15 protein-coding genes are annotated in these 14,625 nt (G+C 67.9%); 9 read left to right on the top strand and 6 right to left on the bottom strand.

Translation table 11 applies throughout. The features are described from left to right. Positions 1-120: 120 nt before the first annotated feature. The 4 genes from folK to hda form a co-directional block, all read right to left on the bottom strand. Positions 121-648: a 2-amino-4-hydroxy-6-hydroxymethyldihydropteridine diphosphokinase gene (folK, locus tag N4G42_RS18595; protein WP_260668232.1), complete on the bottom strand. Its 528-nt coding sequence runs from the start codon at positions 646-648 to the stop codon at positions 121-123. Further along, a complete protein-coding gene (pcnB, locus tag N4G42_RS18600; RefSeq protein WP_056066705.1) occupies positions 645-2,234 on the bottom strand; it encodes a polynucleotide adenylyltransferase PcnB in 1,590 nt (529 codons plus the stop codon). Before pcnB ends, folK begins: the two co-directional genes overlap by 4 nt. A gap of 37 nt (positions 2,235-2,271) precedes the next feature. Then, positions 2,272-2,976, bottom strand: a complete 705-nt coding sequence (locus N4G42_RS18605) for an HAD family hydrolase (RefSeq protein ID WP_260668233.1) — start codon at positions 2,974-2,976, stop codon at positions 2,272-2,274. A gap of 179 nt (positions 2,977-3,155) precedes the next feature. Then, on the bottom strand, positions 3,156-3,854 hold the full coding sequence (gene hda, locus N4G42_RS18610) for a DnaA regulatory inactivator Hda (RefSeq protein WP_056748298.1): 699 nt from the start codon (positions 3,852-3,854) through the stop codon (positions 3,156-3,158). Between the two features lie 268 nt (positions 3,855-4,122). On the opposite strand from hda, the gene N4G42_RS18615 reads away from it, so the two are divergent. The 3 genes from N4G42_RS18615 (at position 4,123) to N4G42_RS18625 (ending at position 7,601) form a co-directional block, all read left to right on the top strand. Beyond that, entirely contained in the window at positions 4,123-5,340 is a 1,218-nt protein-coding gene (locus tag N4G42_RS18615; protein WP_260668234.1) for an MFS transporter, read from the top strand. Between the two features lie 77 nt (positions 5,341-5,417). Beyond that, positions 5,418-6,467 carry a phosphoribosylformylglycinamidine cyclo-ligase gene (gene purM, locus N4G42_RS18620; protein WP_056066695.1) on the top strand — a complete coding sequence of 350 codons (1,050 nt, stop codon included), beginning with the start codon at positions 5,418-5,420 and terminating at the stop codon, positions 6,465-6,467. Between the two features lie 33 nt (positions 6,468-6,500). Further along, positions 6,501-7,601, top strand: coding sequence for an AI-2E family transporter (locus N4G42_RS18625; protein ID WP_056066692.1), 1,101 nt, complete (start codon positions 6,501-6,503; stop codon positions 7,599-7,601). A gap of 114 nt (positions 7,602-7,715) precedes the next feature. Here the strand turns inward: N4G42_RS18625 and N4G42_RS18630 are convergent, their stop codons facing one another. Continuing rightward, the gene (locus tag N4G42_RS18630) at positions 7,716-8,837 is read right to left on the bottom strand and encodes an alpha/beta hydrolase family esterase (RefSeq protein WP_260668235.1); all 1,122 of its coding nucleotides are present in this window, start codon (positions 8,835-8,837) and stop codon (positions 7,716-7,718) included. Positions 8,838-9,161: 324 nt separating this feature from the next. On the opposite strand from N4G42_RS18630, the gene N4G42_RS18635 reads away from it, so the two are divergent. The 5 genes from N4G42_RS18635 (at position 9,162) to N4G42_RS18655 (ending at position 12,448) form a co-directional block, all read left to right on the top strand. Further along, complete coding sequence (locus tag N4G42_RS18635) at positions 9,162-9,722, top strand: cysteine hydrolase family protein (RefSeq protein ID WP_260668236.1); 561 nt, start codon at positions 9,162-9,164, stop codon at positions 9,720-9,722. Positions 9,723-9,781: 59 nt separating this feature from the next. Then, positions 9,782-10,396, top strand: coding sequence for a DJ-1/PfpI family protein (locus tag N4G42_RS18640; protein WP_260668263.1), 615 nt, complete (start codon positions 9,782-9,784; stop codon positions 10,394-10,396). Between the two features lie 29 nt (positions 10,397-10,425). After that, complete coding sequence (locus N4G42_RS18645) at positions 10,426-11,421, top strand: GlxA family transcriptional regulator (RefSeq protein ID WP_056748306.1); 996 nt, start codon at positions 10,426-10,428, stop codon at positions 11,419-11,421. Positions 11,422-11,513: 92 nt separating this feature from the next. Further along, the gene (locus N4G42_RS18650; protein WP_260668237.1) at positions 11,514-12,020 is read left to right on the top strand and encodes a GAF domain-containing protein; all 507 of its coding nucleotides are present in this window, start codon (positions 11,514-11,516) and stop codon (positions 12,018-12,020) included. After that, complete coding sequence (locus N4G42_RS18655; RefSeq protein ID WP_260668238.1) at positions 12,017-12,448, top strand: histidine kinase; 432 nt, start codon at positions 12,017-12,019, stop codon at positions 12,446-12,448. Before N4G42_RS18650 ends, N4G42_RS18655 begins: the two co-directional genes overlap by 4 nt. Here the strand turns inward: N4G42_RS18655 and ppk2 are convergent. Beyond that, positions 12,442-13,356 carry a polyphosphate kinase 2 gene (ppk2, locus tag N4G42_RS18660; RefSeq protein ID WP_056067080.1) on the bottom strand — a complete coding sequence of 305 codons (915 nt, stop codon included), beginning with the start codon at positions 13,354-13,356 and terminating at the stop codon, positions 12,442-12,444. The two genes, N4G42_RS18655 and ppk2, sit on opposite strands and share 7 nt — an antisense overlap. 149 nt (positions 13,357-13,505) lie before the next feature. Here ppk2 and N4G42_RS18665 point away from each other — a divergent pair, with 149 nt between their 5' ends. Continuing rightward, the gene (locus N4G42_RS18665; protein ID WP_056067078.1) at positions 13,506-14,546 is read left to right on the top strand and encodes a transporter; all 1,041 of its coding nucleotides are present in this window, start codon (positions 13,506-13,508) and stop codon (positions 14,544-14,546) included. Positions 14,547-14,625 lie beyond the last annotated feature (79 nt).

A 14,625-nucleotide genomic window follows, 5' to 3' on the forward strand; every position in this document is an offset into this window, starting at 1 on the left:
TTGGACCGCGTCCGTTTCATCTGTCGCACACACAGCCAATGCAGACGGGATTATTTTTAAGCCTTTTCAGGCCCTAGCGCTTATCTATAAAGCGCAAAAAGCTCCCAATTTAGGAGCAAATTACTCACCCGACAAAGTGCCCACCCAAGCCGGGCCTTCCAGCTGGTGGATGTCCTGAGACGCTACGGCCTGCAACGCCGACGCATCCACCCGCCCAGGCACCAGATCGGCCAGGGGACGCAGCACGAACGCGCGCTCCGCCATGCGGGGGTGGGGCACGGTGAGTGTGGGGGTGTCGATCACCTGGTCGCCAAACCACAGAATGTCGAGGTCCAGCGTGCGCGGCGCGTTGCGGTAGGGGCGCTCGCGGCCGGCAGATAGCTCGATGGCTTGCAGGGCACCCAGCAGGGCCTCAGGTGCCAGGGTCGTTGTCAGCTCGGCCACGGCGTTGAGGTAGTCCGGGCCACCGGCATCGACCGGTGCGCTGCCATAGAGCGGCGACACGCGCAGGACCCGCGTGCCGGGCAATTGACCCATGGCCGCCAAAGCCTTGCGCAAGGCAGCTTGCCGCTCTCCGAGATTGGCCCCCAGGCCCACATAGACCCGAGAGGGCCGCTCAGCCTGCTCCCCCACGTCCGGCCAACTCACTCGCCAGCCGCAGCAGGTGCTGCACCTTCGCCGCCACCACCACCGGGCTTGCGGCGACGACGGCGGCGCTTCTTGGGCGCGCCGCTTTCGGCGGCCCATTCGGTCTCGCCGCCCGCATGGTCAGTGTCTTGGACGGTGCCAGGGGCACGTGGTGCCGCAGCAGGTGCACTGCGAGGCACACGCTTGACCACAGGCTGCGCTTTCTGGCGGGCCTTCTGCTCTTCCTTGGCCTGGTCCATCAGGTCGTCGCGGCGCTCATCGTCCGCCGCCTGGAAGTCCTGCCACCACTCGGCCAGGGCTTCCTCGACTTCGCCCACATCGGCGCGCAGGCGCATGAAGTCGAACCCGGCGCGAAAGCGCGGCTGCATGACCATACCGAACGGCGTGTTGCCCACGCGCTTTTCAAACCGCGGCTGCATCACCCAGATCTCACGCATGTCGGCGGCCAGCTTGCCGCGGCCCGACACGTCGCCAATGCGTTTGTCGAACACCTCGTCGATGGCCTCTTGCAGCGCGGGCAGCGGGTGTTGGCGCTGGTTCAGGCGCTCCTGCCAGCCATTGCGCACGTCTTCCCACAGCACGCAGGCCAGCAAGAAGCTGGGGGCCACGGGCTTGCCTTCGTTCACGCGGCGGTCGGTGTCCACCAGGGCCGCTTTGACAAACGGTGTGTCGGCGCGCTCCACAGCCACGTCCAGCAGCGGGTAGATGCCCTTGGACATGCCCAGCTTGCGCAGCTGCTCGATGGTGGCGATGGCGTGCCCGGTCTGCAGCAGCTTGAGCATTTCGTCAAACATGCGGCTTTGGGGGACCTCGGCCAGCAGGGCCTGCGACTGCACCAGCGGCGCGGCCGACTTGGCATCGATGCTGAAGCCCAGCGGGCTGAGCTTGGCCGCAAAACGCACGGCGCGGATGATGCGCACCGGGTCTTCGCGGTAGCGCGTGGCGGGGTCGCCAATCATGCGCAGCGTCTTCTTCTTCGCGTCCTGCAAACCCTTGTGGTAGTCCACCACGATCTGGCTGACCGGGTCGTAGTACATGGCGTTCACGGTGAAATCGCGGCGCGTCGCGTCTTCGTCCTGCGGGCCCCAGACGTTGTCGCGCAGCACGCGGCCGCTGGCGTCCACGGCATGCTGCATGCCCGACAGCTGCGCCTTGCTGGTCTTTTCGTTGCCAGCCACCTGACCCGCTGCGGCATTGTCGAGGTAGGCCCGGAAGGTGGAGACCTCGATCACCTCGTGCTCGCGGCCCCGGCCGTGCACCACATGCACGATGCGAAAGCGCTTGCCGATGATGAAGGCGCGGCGAAACAGGCCCTTGACCTGTTCAGGCGTGGCGTTGGTGGCCACATCGAAGTCCTTGGGGCGCAGGCCCAGCAGCAGGTCGCGCACAGCGCCACCCACGATGTAGGCCTCGAAGCCGGCGTCTTTGAGCGTCTGCACCACCTCGGCGGCGCGGCGGTCCACCAGCTCGGGGTTGATGCCGTGCACGCTGGCGGGCACCTCTTCGCGCTTGCCGAAATGGGGCTTGCCGCCGGAGGTCCCGGGCGTCGATTTGCCCAGCAGTTTATCGATGAACTTCTTGATCATGGGTAGGGAGGTATCAGGGGACTGCGAGCGCAGGGGGTCAGGAGGCCGTCTGGCTGGCAGGCTCGGCAAACAGGTCCAGTATGCGCCAGCCGCGCTCCTGGGCCAGGGCGCGCAGGCGCGGGTCGGGGTTGGTGGCGACCGGGTGGTTCACCCTATCCAGCAGGGGCACGTCGTTCATGGAGTCGCTGTAGAAGGTGCTCTCCACGTCGGCCCAGCTGAGCTGCCGCTCGGCCAGCCATTGTTCCATGCGGCGCACCTTGCCTTCGCGCATGGTCGGGATACCGTCAATCTCGCCGGTGTACCAGCCGCTGGCGTCGCGCACCAGCTGCACGGCCAGCAGTTGCGGCACCCCCAGCGCCTGGGCGATGGGGGTGGTCACGAACTCGTTGGTGGCAGTGACGATCACCACCTCGTCGCCCGCCGCCTGGTGCTGGCGGATCAGGTCGAGCGCCTGGGGCTGGATGGCGGGGGTGATGACCTCGCGCATGAACTGCTGGTGCGCCGCCGCTGCGGCCTCGGGCCCGCGCAGGCGCACGGCCTCGGTCGCAAAACGCACGTAGTCGTGTACATCGAGCGTTCCCGCCTGGTAGTGGGCATAGAACTCGTCGTTGCGGCGCGCGAACTCCACCGGGTCGTTCCAGCCGATGCGGATGGTGAACTCGCCCCACTCGTAGTCAGAGTCGAGCGGCAGCAGCGTGTGGTCCAGGTCAAACAGCGCCAAGCGAAGGCGGCTTCTTTGCATTTCAATCATTCAATAAGTTACGCTGCGCGAGCGGTTGCAAAAACTGTCGCTGCCCAAACCCAGCGGCCGCCGCGCAAGGGCCGCCCCGCCGCGCTGGCGGCGTCCTCCTTCCCGCGGTGCTCAGCACAGCGAGAGAAGGGGGAAGCGGCGCAGCCGCTCAGGGGGTTGTCCCTCATTTTTTATTCCGACTCGAGCATTGTCTTGAGCAGCGGAATCGTGATGGCACGCTGGGTGCGCAAGGCAAAGGCGTCGAGCTGGTCCAGCAGCTGCATCAGGCTGCCCAGGTCGCGCGAAAAGCGGTTGAGCATGTAGTCCATGACTTCGTCGCCCAGGAACACGCCGCGCGCATCGGCCTCCTGGCGCAGCACGGCGCGGCGCTCGGCCTCGCCCAGCAGTTGCAGCTGGAACACATGGCCCCAGCCCAGACGGCTGCGCAGGTCGTCGCGCAGCGGCAAGTCGGCGGGGGGCAGATCGCCAGCCGCCAGCACCCAGCGCTGGCTACCGCTGGCGGGGCTGATGGCATTGACGAACCAGTTGAAGGCCGTGGCCTGCTGGGCGGTGCTGTACAGGTGCACGTCGTCCATGACCACGGCGGCCCAGCGTTCATCAAAATCCGGCGGCTCGCCCACCGAGGGGTCGAGCCAGCCCACGCTGGAGCCCTGCTCGCGCAGGGCCTGGCGCACGGCCTGGAGCAAATGGGTCTTGCCGCTGCCCGGTTCGCCCCAGAGGTAGGTGGGCACCGGGGAGCGGGTGGCTTCACTGCTGCCCGCCCCGGCGGCCAGGCGCAGGTGCTGCAGCGCGGCCTCGTTGGGCCCGGCAAAAAAACGGTCGAGGGTGGGCCCGGTGGCCAGGCCGATGTCCAGCGCCAGTTGCTTCATCGTCATGCGCGGCGCCCGCACAGTACAGGCTGAACCGTGGCGGAAGGTGCGGAAGCGGCGGTCAGGAAGAGGGTCAGCAGCGGCATCACAAGTGGGTGGGAAGGCACCGGGCCGTCGATGACTGCGGCCAGGCGCGGCGACAAAGTGGCATACGGCGCGTGGTCACCGACCGGCTCCCTCGCAGGGGCTGGGCGACAATGGCCGCGATTTTAGTCTGCTGCCAGCCCCCTGGGCCGCCGCCCGGCACCACCGTACCCTGCCTTGCACCATGACACCTCCCACCTCCCCTGCAAAGCGCCTGCCCGCCAGCATCTGGGCGCTGGGCTTCGTCAGCCTGCTGATGGACGTGTCGTCCGAGATGATCCACAGCCTGCTGCCGGTGTTCCTGGTCACCACGCTGGGCGTGAGCATGCTCACGGTGGGCCTCATTGAAGGGGCAGCCGAGGCCACGGCTTTGATGCTCAAGGTGTTTTCGGGGGTGTTGAGCGACTGGTGGGGGCGGCGCAAGCCGCTGGCGGTGCTGGGCTATGGGCTCGGTGCACTGTCCAAACCCCTGTTTGCCATCGCTCCCACCGTGGGCCTGGTGGTCACGGCGCGCCTGCTCGACCGGGTGGGCAAGGGCATACGCGGCGCGCCGCGCGACGCGCTGGTAGCCGACCTTGCGCCGCCCGGCATGCGGGGCGCAGCATTCGGGCTGCGGCAGTCCCTGGACACCGTGGGCGCATTTTTGGGCCCACTGCTGGCCATGGGGCTGATGCTGCTGTGGGCCAATGACTTCCGCGCCGTGTTCTGGGTGGCCGTGATTCCGGCCGCCCTGTGCGTGGCACTGCTCCTGGTGGGCGTGCGCGAGCCCGAGCGCGCCGCCAGCGCCGTGCGCACCAACCCCATCCGCCGCGAGAACCTGCGCCGCCTGGGCGGCGCCTACTGGTGGGTGGTGGCGCTGGGCGCCGTGTTCACGCTGGCACGCTTCAGCGAGGCATTTCTGGTGCTGCGCGTGCAACAGGGAGGCCTGCCGCTGGCCTGGACGCCCCTGGTGCTGGTGCTGATGAACGTGGTGTTTGCACTGGGCGCCTACCCGCTGGGCAAACTGGCAGACAGCACCCGCCACACCACGCTGCTGGCCTGGGGGCTGGTGGCGCTGATCGCTGCCGATGCGCTGCTGGCCCTCAGCGACCGGGGCGCCGCCGCCTGGCTGGGGATTGCGCTGTGGGGCCTGCACATGGCCATGACGCAAGGGCTGCTGGCCACCATGGTGGCCGACACCGCACCGGCCGACCTGCGGGGCACGGCGTTTGGCATGTTCAACCTGGTCAGCGGCGTGGCGCTGCTGGTGGCCAGCGGCCTGGCAGGCCTGCTGTGGGACCGGCTGGGCGCCAGCGCCACGTTTGGCGCCGGAATCCTGTTTGCCACGCTCGCGCTGGCGGGTGTGCTGGTGCAATCTGCCCGGCACGGCCGCGCCCCAAAGCCCCCTGCCACACAGGGCTGAGAAAGTGCGTCAGGGCGTGCCCCTTAAAATCCCCGGATTCCAGCCCGCCCGGCGGGCCTACCAGCACCACACCACCCATGAGCTCTTCTGCCCCCTCCACCCCTATCTCCTACAAAGACGCCGGCGTTGACATCGACGCGGGCGACGCCCTGGTCGAGCGCATCAAGCCGCTGGCCAAGAAGACCATGCGCGAAGGCGTGCTGGCGGGCATCGGCGGCTTTGGCGCGCTGTTTGAAGTGCCCAAGCGCTACAAGGAGCCCGTGCTGGTCTCTGGCACCGATGGCGTGGGCACCAAGCTCAAGCTGGCTTTTGAATGGAACATGCACGACACCGTGGGCATCGACCTGGTGGCCATGAGCGTGAACGACGTGCTGGTGCAGGGCGCCGAGCCCCTGTTCTTCCTGGACTACTTTGCCTGCGGCAAGCTCGACGTGGACACGGCTGCGGCCGTGGTCGGCGGCATCGCCAAGGGCTGCGAACTCTCCGGTTGTGCGCTGATCGGCGGCGAAACGGCCGAAATGCCCGGCATGTACCCGGCGGGCGAATACGACCTGGCCGGCTTTGCCGTGGGCGCGGTCGAAAAATCCAAGATCCTGACCGGCAAGGACGTGGCCCCTGGCGACGTGGTGCTGGGCCTGGCCAGCCACGGCGTGCACTCCAATGGCTTCTCGCTGGTGCGCAAGTGCATTGACCGCGCTGAAAGCCAGGGCACCGTGCCCGCCACGCTGGACGGCAAGCCCTTCAAGCAGGCCATCATGGAGCCCACCCGCCTGTACGTGAAGAACGTGCTGGCCGCGCTGGCCGCTCACCCCATCAAGGCCCTGGCCCACATCACGGGCGGTGGTTTGCTGGAGAACATCCCCCGCGTGCTGCCCGACGGCACCGCCGCGCACCTGAAGAAGGGCAGCTGGCCCCAGACCGAGCTGTTCGCCTGGCTGCAGAAGACGGCGGGCATCGACGACATCGAGATGAACCGCACCTTCAACAACGGCATCGGCATGGTGGTGGTGGTGGATGCGGCCAACGCCGAAGCCACGGCCGCCACGCTGCGCGCGGCGGGCGAGCAGGTCTACGCGATTGGCACGATCGCAGCGCGTGGCGAAGGCGCCGCCGTGGTGGTGGCCTGATACCCGGCCAGCAACACCGCCCCCTCACCGCGCATGGCGCAGCGCCCCGCTCCACCCCCCTCAGCGCAACCTGAGCCCACGCCCACCACCCTGCCCCCGCGCGCCCTGAACCAGGGCATTGTGGTGGCCAGCTATCTGCTGGTGGCCGCTGCGCTGCTGCTGGTGATGTGGCGTGGCCTGCTGCCCGGCCTGCTGTGTGTGTGCCTGGGCTTTTTGCTCACCCGGGCGCTCACGGGCTGGTTTGCAGCGGGGCTGGGCCGGATCCAGCGCCAAGCCGCCCCATCCCCCACCAGCCTGCGCGTGGCCCAGGTCACGGCCGCTGGTCTGGTGATGCTGCTGCCCCTGGCGCTGCTGGCGCTGGGCCTGACCCATTCGCGTGGCTACCTGGTCAGCGCACCGCAGCAGTACCAGGAACTGCTCACCTACATGGCCCGCACGGTGCTGGAGCTGCGCCTGAAGCTGCCCGCCGACATGGCCTCCCACCTGCCCGAGGGCGTGGCCGACATCCAGCGCATCATTGCCAGCTATCTGGGCGCCAAGGCCGGTGCGCTGGCCATGGCGGGGCGGGCCTGGCTCGCCGGTGTGCTGTTTGCCTATGTGGGCCTGCTCATCGGCGCGCTCGCCGCCGTGCGCCCGCCGGTGCTGGCGCGCGGCCCGCTGGCCCAGCAGCTCAAGCTGCGCATCACGCTGTTTGGCGAGGCGTTCCGCCAGATCGTGGCGGCGCAGTTCTGGATCGCGGCGTTCAACACCCTGCTCACCGCCCTGTTCCTGCTGTTCGTGCTGCCGGTGTGGGGGCTGCAGCTGCCTTACACGCCGGTGCTGATCACCTTCACCTTCGTGGCCGGGCTGGTGCCCATCGTGGGCAACCTGGTGTGCAACGTGGTGATCACCATCGTGGGGCTGTCGGTGTCGCCGCTGGCGGCCGCCGCCTGCCTGGGGTTTTTGATCCTGATCCACAAGGCCGAATATGTGATCAACGCCAAGGTGGTGGGCCGCCGCACCCAGATGGGCGTGTGGGAGCTTCTGAGCGTGATGTTCGTGGCCGAGGCCGTGTTTGGCCCTGCGGGGCTGGTGGCGGCGCCGCTGTTCTACGCCTACCTCAAGAAGGAACTGGTGGCCGCTCGGCTGGTGTGACCGCAGCCGGGCAGTGGCCTGCGGCCCCCCCGGAGCCACCCGCACGGATAGTCACTTTTTGATAGCAGCAAGCACAATCAGCACTAGCACTAGCGCTTGCGGCCATTTTCTCGATCATTTTGCGAATTGACGGGCCACAAAGGCCCAGATGAGCGCCGACGCATCGGGCCCGGACGGGTCGCTGTAGGGCAACTGCGCGGCGCCGCCGCTCCAGGCATGGGCCAGCCCGACCACCTCGCGCAGCGCCACCACGGTACGGCCCCGGGCCTTGAACTCGGTCACCCGCATGGGGTATCGCTGGCCCCTCTGCAAGGTGCGGATGGCACCCGCCCGCGCCCCCAACGCACCGGCCCACAACAAGGCGGTCGCGGCCGCGTTGCGCACCGACACCACACCATCGGCATCGCCATGCACGATCAGCAGCGGGGGCAAGGCCGCAGCGGCGCTGACGGGCAGCACGGTAGCGTCTGTCGGTGTGACCGCAGCGGCAACCGCAGGAGGGTCCGGCAGATGGGCCTCGCGACGGCCATGCATGGCCGCCAGGGCCGTGGCGGCGGATTCGGCCGTGCCGGGCGCCACACCGGAATGCATGGCCACCGCGCAGAACCGGTGGGGGTAAAGCGCCGCCATCAGCACCGCCATGCTGGCGCCTGCCGACAACCCAGCCACCGCCACCCGCGCCAGGTCCACCGGCAGGCGGCGCGCCACCTTGTCCACGGCAGCCAGCAGCGTGGCGGCTTCGGCCTCGGCCCGGCCATTGCGGCGTTCAAACCAGTTCCAGCAGCCGTGGGCGTTGGCCATGCGCTCCTGCTCGGGGTACAGCACCACAAACCGATGGCGCGCCGCCAGCCGGTTCATGCGCGACACGGCGGCAATGTCCCGCCCCGTCTGGCCGCAGCCGTGCAGCATGACCAGCAGCGGCAGCTTTTCGCCCGGGCGCAGGGCCAGCCCGGCAGGCACATAGGCATGAAACCGCCGCGCCCCCGCCGGGCCGGGGGCCACGCCAGACATCCACTCGCCCCGTGACGGCACCTGCTTGCCTGCGGGGCGCGATGTGCGGGCCGTGGAGGGCATCTTGGCAACCGCCGCCTTGCGCGGCGCTGTCCGCAGTTTGGACGCTGCCTTGGCCCGCACCGGCCGGGTGCTGGCCCGCGCAGCCCGCGCGAAGGCCTTGAGGTTGCGCTGGTAGGCCCGCGTCAGGGACGGCAGCGAGAACAGGCGGGAGCGGCGGGGCATAGGCGGGCAGTTGGTCTGGCGGTCGATGTTCAAAGATCAGGGGAAACCCTAGCCACCTTAACAGCTTCCCGCATAGCTCGGATAGCGCTATGTCTTTGATAGCTTGAAAGGCAATATGTACCGGCGCACAACGCTGATATGACTCCAAAACCCGCTTCACAGGGCCAGCGCGGCACCTGAAATGGGCTGGGGCGCCAGCCAGGCCCGTCATTCGCCACAGAATGATGGCTGAAATTGATCGAATCCTGTCTCCGTCAGTTCGGACCGTCGGCCACCGGGCAGCGAACATAAGCACATCCAAACCACTGCCTCTGTGAGCACACCATGAAAACCTGTCTGATAGTGATTGATGTCCAGGAATCGTTCCGCCACCGCCCCTTTTTCACCGAGCGCGACCTGCCTGCCTACCTGCAAGCGCAGAACGCGCTGATCGACGGGTGTGTCGCCCAGGGTATCCCGGTGGTGCGCGTGTTCCACAGCGACGGCCCCGAAGTCGCCGAGAACCCGTTTTCGCAGGCCTCGGGCCAGGTGCGGCCGCTGCAAGGATTGGCCACCTTCGACGCAGCAGCCACCTTCACCAAGTCGCGCCACAGCGCGCTGGTGGGCACGGGCCTTGATGTGTGGCTGACACGCCATGGCATCCAGCGCCTGATCGTGAGCGGCATCCGCACCGAACAATGCTGCGAAACCACCACCCGCCACGCGTCCGACCTGGGCTGGGACGTGGACTACGTGACCGATGCCACGCTGACCTGGGACATGCTGCAGCCCGACGGCCAGGTGCTGGCGGCGGCCGACATCAAGACCCGCACCGCCACCGTGCTGCAAGGCCGCTTTGCGACCCTGTGCACCGTGCAACAGGCGCTGGACCGGGCGGCCGCATGAGCGCCGCGCCGGGCCGCCCCAAGCAAGCTCGCACCGCAGGCGAAGCCGAAGGTACAACAGTGAGCGCCCAGCCATTGCAGGTCGCCATCCTGGTGTTCGACGACGTGGAGGCCCTGGACCTGGGCGGGCCCTATGAGGTCTTCACCACCGCCAGCCGCATGCACCAGCGGCAACATCCCGGCGCGCCTGCACCGTTTGTGGTGCAGTGCGTGGCCCGCAGCCTGGACCCGGTGCGCGCCCGGGCGGGTTTGCGCGTGTTGCCCGATGCGGACTTTGCCAGCGCCACCGCGCCCGATGTGCTGATCGTGCCCGGCGGCGTGGTCGATGCCGCTGCGGCCTGCCCTGCCACCCGCGCCTGGATCGCCCAGGCGGCAGGCCGTGCGCAGATCACGGCCTCGGTGTGCACAGGGGCCTTCATCCTGGCCGCAGCCGGTGTGCTGACCGAAGGCCCGGCCACCACCCACTGGGAGGACACCGCCGACCTGCGCACGCAGTACCCCACGCTTGACGTGCAGGAGAATGTGCGCTGGGTGGACCGGGGCGCGCTGGTCACATCCGCTGGCATCAGCGCTGGCATCGACATGAGCCTGCACCTGGTCACCCGGCTGCTGGGCGCGGCGCTGTCCGAGCGCACGGCCCGCCAGATGGACACGCCCTGGAACCCCCAGCCATGACACGCTTTTAGCCTCACCCAAAGCCATCGATGCAGAACCCGGCCTCCTCCCCCATCCACGTCTATTTCGCCCTGCTGCCGGGCAGCCTGGTGCTGGACTGGGCGGGCCCGGCCGAAGCGCTGCGCATCGCCAACCAGACCCTGGCCAAGCAAGGCCAGCCCGAGCGGTTTGTGCAGCACTTTGTGAGCCCCACGCCCGAGTCTGTCTCGTCAGTAGGTGCCGTGCTGACCCAGCTGGAGCCGCTGCCTGCCACCCTGCCCAGCCCCGCCTGGGTGGTGCTGGTGGGCCTGGCCGGGCAACACATCGCGGTGGATGGTGACGAAGCCCGCGCGCTGCTGCACTGGCTGCGCGGGCTGCGGCCCGTGGCGGGGCAGCTGGAGCTGATCACCGTGTGCGCGGGCTCGGTGCTGGCCGCCCATGCCGGCCTGCTGACGGGGCGCCGCGCCACCACCCACCACCAGCATCTGGACGAGCTGGCCGCCGTGGACCCGCGCTGCGACGTGGTGGCCAACCGCGTGTTTGTGGCCGATGGCGCCGTGTACAGCAGCGCAGGCGTGACCACGGGCATCGACTTGCTGCTGCACCGCATCTCGGACACCTGCGGCCCCGCGCTGGCCGCGCAGGTGGCGCAGGCCATGGTGGTGGCCCTGCGCCGGGGGCCCAACGACCCGGAGTTCTCGCCCTTTCTGCACCACCGCAACCACCTGCACCCGGCCCTGCACCGCGTGCAGGACGCCGTGGGCCAGCAGCCCCAGGCCGACTGGAGCGTGCCGCAGATGGCCGAGGTGGCCCACACCTCACCCCGGCATCTGACGCGGCTGTTTCTGGAACATGCGGGCATCGCACCGCTGCAATACCTGCGCCGCATCCGCCTGGCCACTGCCGAGGCCGCGCTGCGGTCCGGCCAGAACGTGACGCAGGCGGCGCTGATGGCGGGGTTCAGCTCCGACACGCAGCTGCGCCGGGCCTGGCACCAGTTCGGGCGCGGCGGCACGCCATCACAGGGCAGTGCGCGCAGCCACTGAGGGACCAGTCCGGTGTGATGCCGCGCGATGCACGCGACACGGCACCCGCCCATAATCAAGCCCTTTGCCGCACCACCCGCCGGGTCGCCACCATGCAAGAACCACCCCGCCCCGCCAACGAGCCTGACCGCCTGCAGGCGCTGCGCCAGCTGCTGATTCTGGATACGCCCCCCGAGGAGCGGTTTGACCGCCTGACAGCCTTTGCCGCGCAGGAGTTCGATGTGCCCACGGTTTTGCTGTCACTCATCGACGACGGCCGCCAGTGGTTCAAGTCACGGTTGGGCATGAACCAGTGCGAGACCTCGCGGGGCATCTCGTTCTGCGGCCACGCCATCCTGCAAGACGACATCATGGTCGTGCCCGATGTGAACCAGGACGAGCGCTTCATCGGCAACCCGCTGGTCACCGGCGAGCCCCACATCCAGTTCTATGCCGGCGCCCCGCTCAAGCTGCCGGGCGGGCAGAACGTAGGCACGCTGTGCCTGATCGATAACAAACCGCGCACCCTGGACGACATCGATCTGGCCATCCTGGGCTCGCTGCGCGACCTGGCAGTGGAAGAGCTGGTCCGGCGCCAGCAGGGAGCCTCGGCCCCATGAGTGACCACAGCCCCCAGGACATCCTGCTGATCGAACCCAGCTCGCTGACCGGCAGCATCATTGTGGCCACGGCGCGTCAACTGAACCTGCCCGCCGTGCGGCAGGTGAACAGCGTGCGCATGGCCCAGCAGCGGCTGACACACCAGGACTTTGCGGGTGTGATCGTCTCAATTGACGAGCAAGAACAAGAGGCTATCGCGCTGCTGGAGCAGGTCCGCAACGACACGCTGGCCGTCAATGCCAATGTGCCGGTGGCGGTGACGACCACGCAGGTCGATGCCTCCACCGCCGTGAAGATGAAGGCCCTGCAGGTGCGGCGGGTGCTGATCAAGCCCTTCAAGGTGCGGGATGTGATCGCCACCATTGCACTGCTGAAGGACACTCAGCCTCCCTCGGCCCCGAAGGGGGCGCGCCAGATGTCTCAGTAGATCTCCGGCACGTACATGCTTGCAGGCACGGGCTGGCGCAAATACTCAGGGTTGCGCACGCGGTCGGGCAGCACCACGGGCGGGTGTGGGACCTCCTGGTAGGGCAGCTGAGACAGCAGGTGTGCAATGCAGTTCAGGCGCGCCTTTTTCTTGTCCACCGCCTGCACCACCCACCAGGGTGCTTCGGGGATGTGGGTGCGCTCCAGCATCGTTTCCTTGGCCTTGGTGTAGGCCTCCCAGCGCACGCGGCTTTCCAGGTCCATGGGGCTGAGCTTCCACTGCTTGAGCGGGTCGTGAATACGGCCCAGAAAGCGCAGGTGCTGCTCTTCATCGGTGATGGAGAACCAGTATTTGACCAGCGTGATACCCGAACGCACCAGCATCTTTTCAAACTCGGGCACGGTGCGGAAGAACTCTTCGTATTCGTCGTCGGTGCAAAAGCCCATCACCCGCTCAACGCCCGCGCGGTTGTACCAGCTGCGGTCAAACAGCACCATCTCGCCCGCCGCAGGCAGGTGCGCTACATAGCGCTGAAAGTACCACTGCGTGCGCTCTCGGTCGTTGGGTGCGGGCAGTGCCGCCACACGGGCCACACGGGGGTTCAGGCGCTGCGTGATGCGCTTGATGACGCCCCCCTTGCCCGCCGCATCGCGCCCCTCGAACAGGATCACCACCTTCTGGCGGCTGTGCTGCACCCAATCCTGCAGCTTGACCAGCTCGCCCTGCAGGCGGAACAGGTCCTTGAAGTATTGCTGGCGCGCCAGCTTGTCGCCAGGGCTGGGGGCGCCGATGTCATCGACCTCGCGGTCTTCGATCTCCAGTTCCAACTCTTCGTCGTAGCTGTCGATGAGGTCGTTGGCGATGCGTTGCATCAGCTCCTGCGTGTCAAGGGCGTTGTTGTAGAACATGGGCAAGCATCCGGCGGTAGTGCAAATCAGATGCGCGATGGTGGACCGCTGCAGTGACAGCGCCATGACACTGGTGTGATCTGTCACAACGCTGTCATGCCCAGAGGCCAGCATGCGAGGCCGTGCCGCCCGCAGACCACCCCGCCGCTTTGTCAAATCCCCTCGCCCCCAACGCCAGCCTGAACTACGGCGGAGATGCCGCCGGGCTGATCTGCGGCTACCTGCTGGGTACCGACACCCCGCCGCAGGAGGTGGATTCGGCCCAGGCCGCGCAATGGCTGGCCGGCCTGCAGGCAGGCGCCGCGCCGTCAGGGCAGTTTCTGTGGCTGCACTTCAACCTGAGCCACGCGCAGGCGGTGCGCTGGATGGAGCGGCATGCCCATCTGCCGGAAGCCTTTTTTGATGCGCTCAAGGACCGCTCGGTATCGACCCGCATCGAGCGCGACGACGACACGCTGATTGCCGTGCTCAACGATGCACACTTTGATTTTGCGTTCGAGCCTTCGGACATTGCGACCCTGTGGACCAGCGTGGCGCCGCACCTGATGGTGACCGGCCGCACGCGCCCGCTGCGGTCGGTGGACGTGCTGCGCACTGCCGTGCGCACCGGCAATGCCCCCTGCTCCAGCGTGGCGCTGCTGGCCGAGCTGATGCGCACCCAGGCCTCGGGCCTGGTGGACATCGTGCGGGGCGTGACACAACGCATCGACGATGTAGAAGACGCACTGCTGGCCGGGCGCCTGGACCACAAGCGCGCGCGGCTGGGCGTGCTGCGACGCTTGCTGGTGCGCCTGCAGCGGCTGCTGGCGCCCGAGCCTGCGGCACTGTTTCGCCTGCTGCAGCACCCGCCCGCGTGGATGGGCGCCGACGATGCACAAGAGCTGCGCGATTCGACCGAGGAGTTTTCGGTGGTGCTGCGCGACATGCAGGGCCTGCAGGAGCGCATCAAGCTGCTGCAGGAAGAAATCGCCGCCAGCGTGCAGGAAGCCAACAGCCGCAGCCTGTTTGTGCTGACGGTGGTGACCGTGCTGGCCTTGCCCATCAACATTCTGGCCGGCCTGTTTGGTATGAATGTGGGCGGCGTGCCGCTGGCCGACAACGGCCACGGCTTCTGGATCATCGTGGCCGTGGTGGCGGCTTTCACGGCGGTTGCGGGCTGGCTGGCCCTGCGAGGCACGCGCGATCAGTAGGTGGGACCGTGCGGCCGGTGTGATCGCCCGACAGGCCCGGTGGCAAGCCCCACTACAATGCCGCCCCTTGCCCAGCTCC

This window comes from Acidovorax sp. K2F, from assembly GCF_025246485.1.
GTDB lineage: Bacteria > Pseudomonadota > Gammaproteobacteria > Burkholderiales > Burkholderiaceae_C > Acidovorax > Acidovorax delafieldii.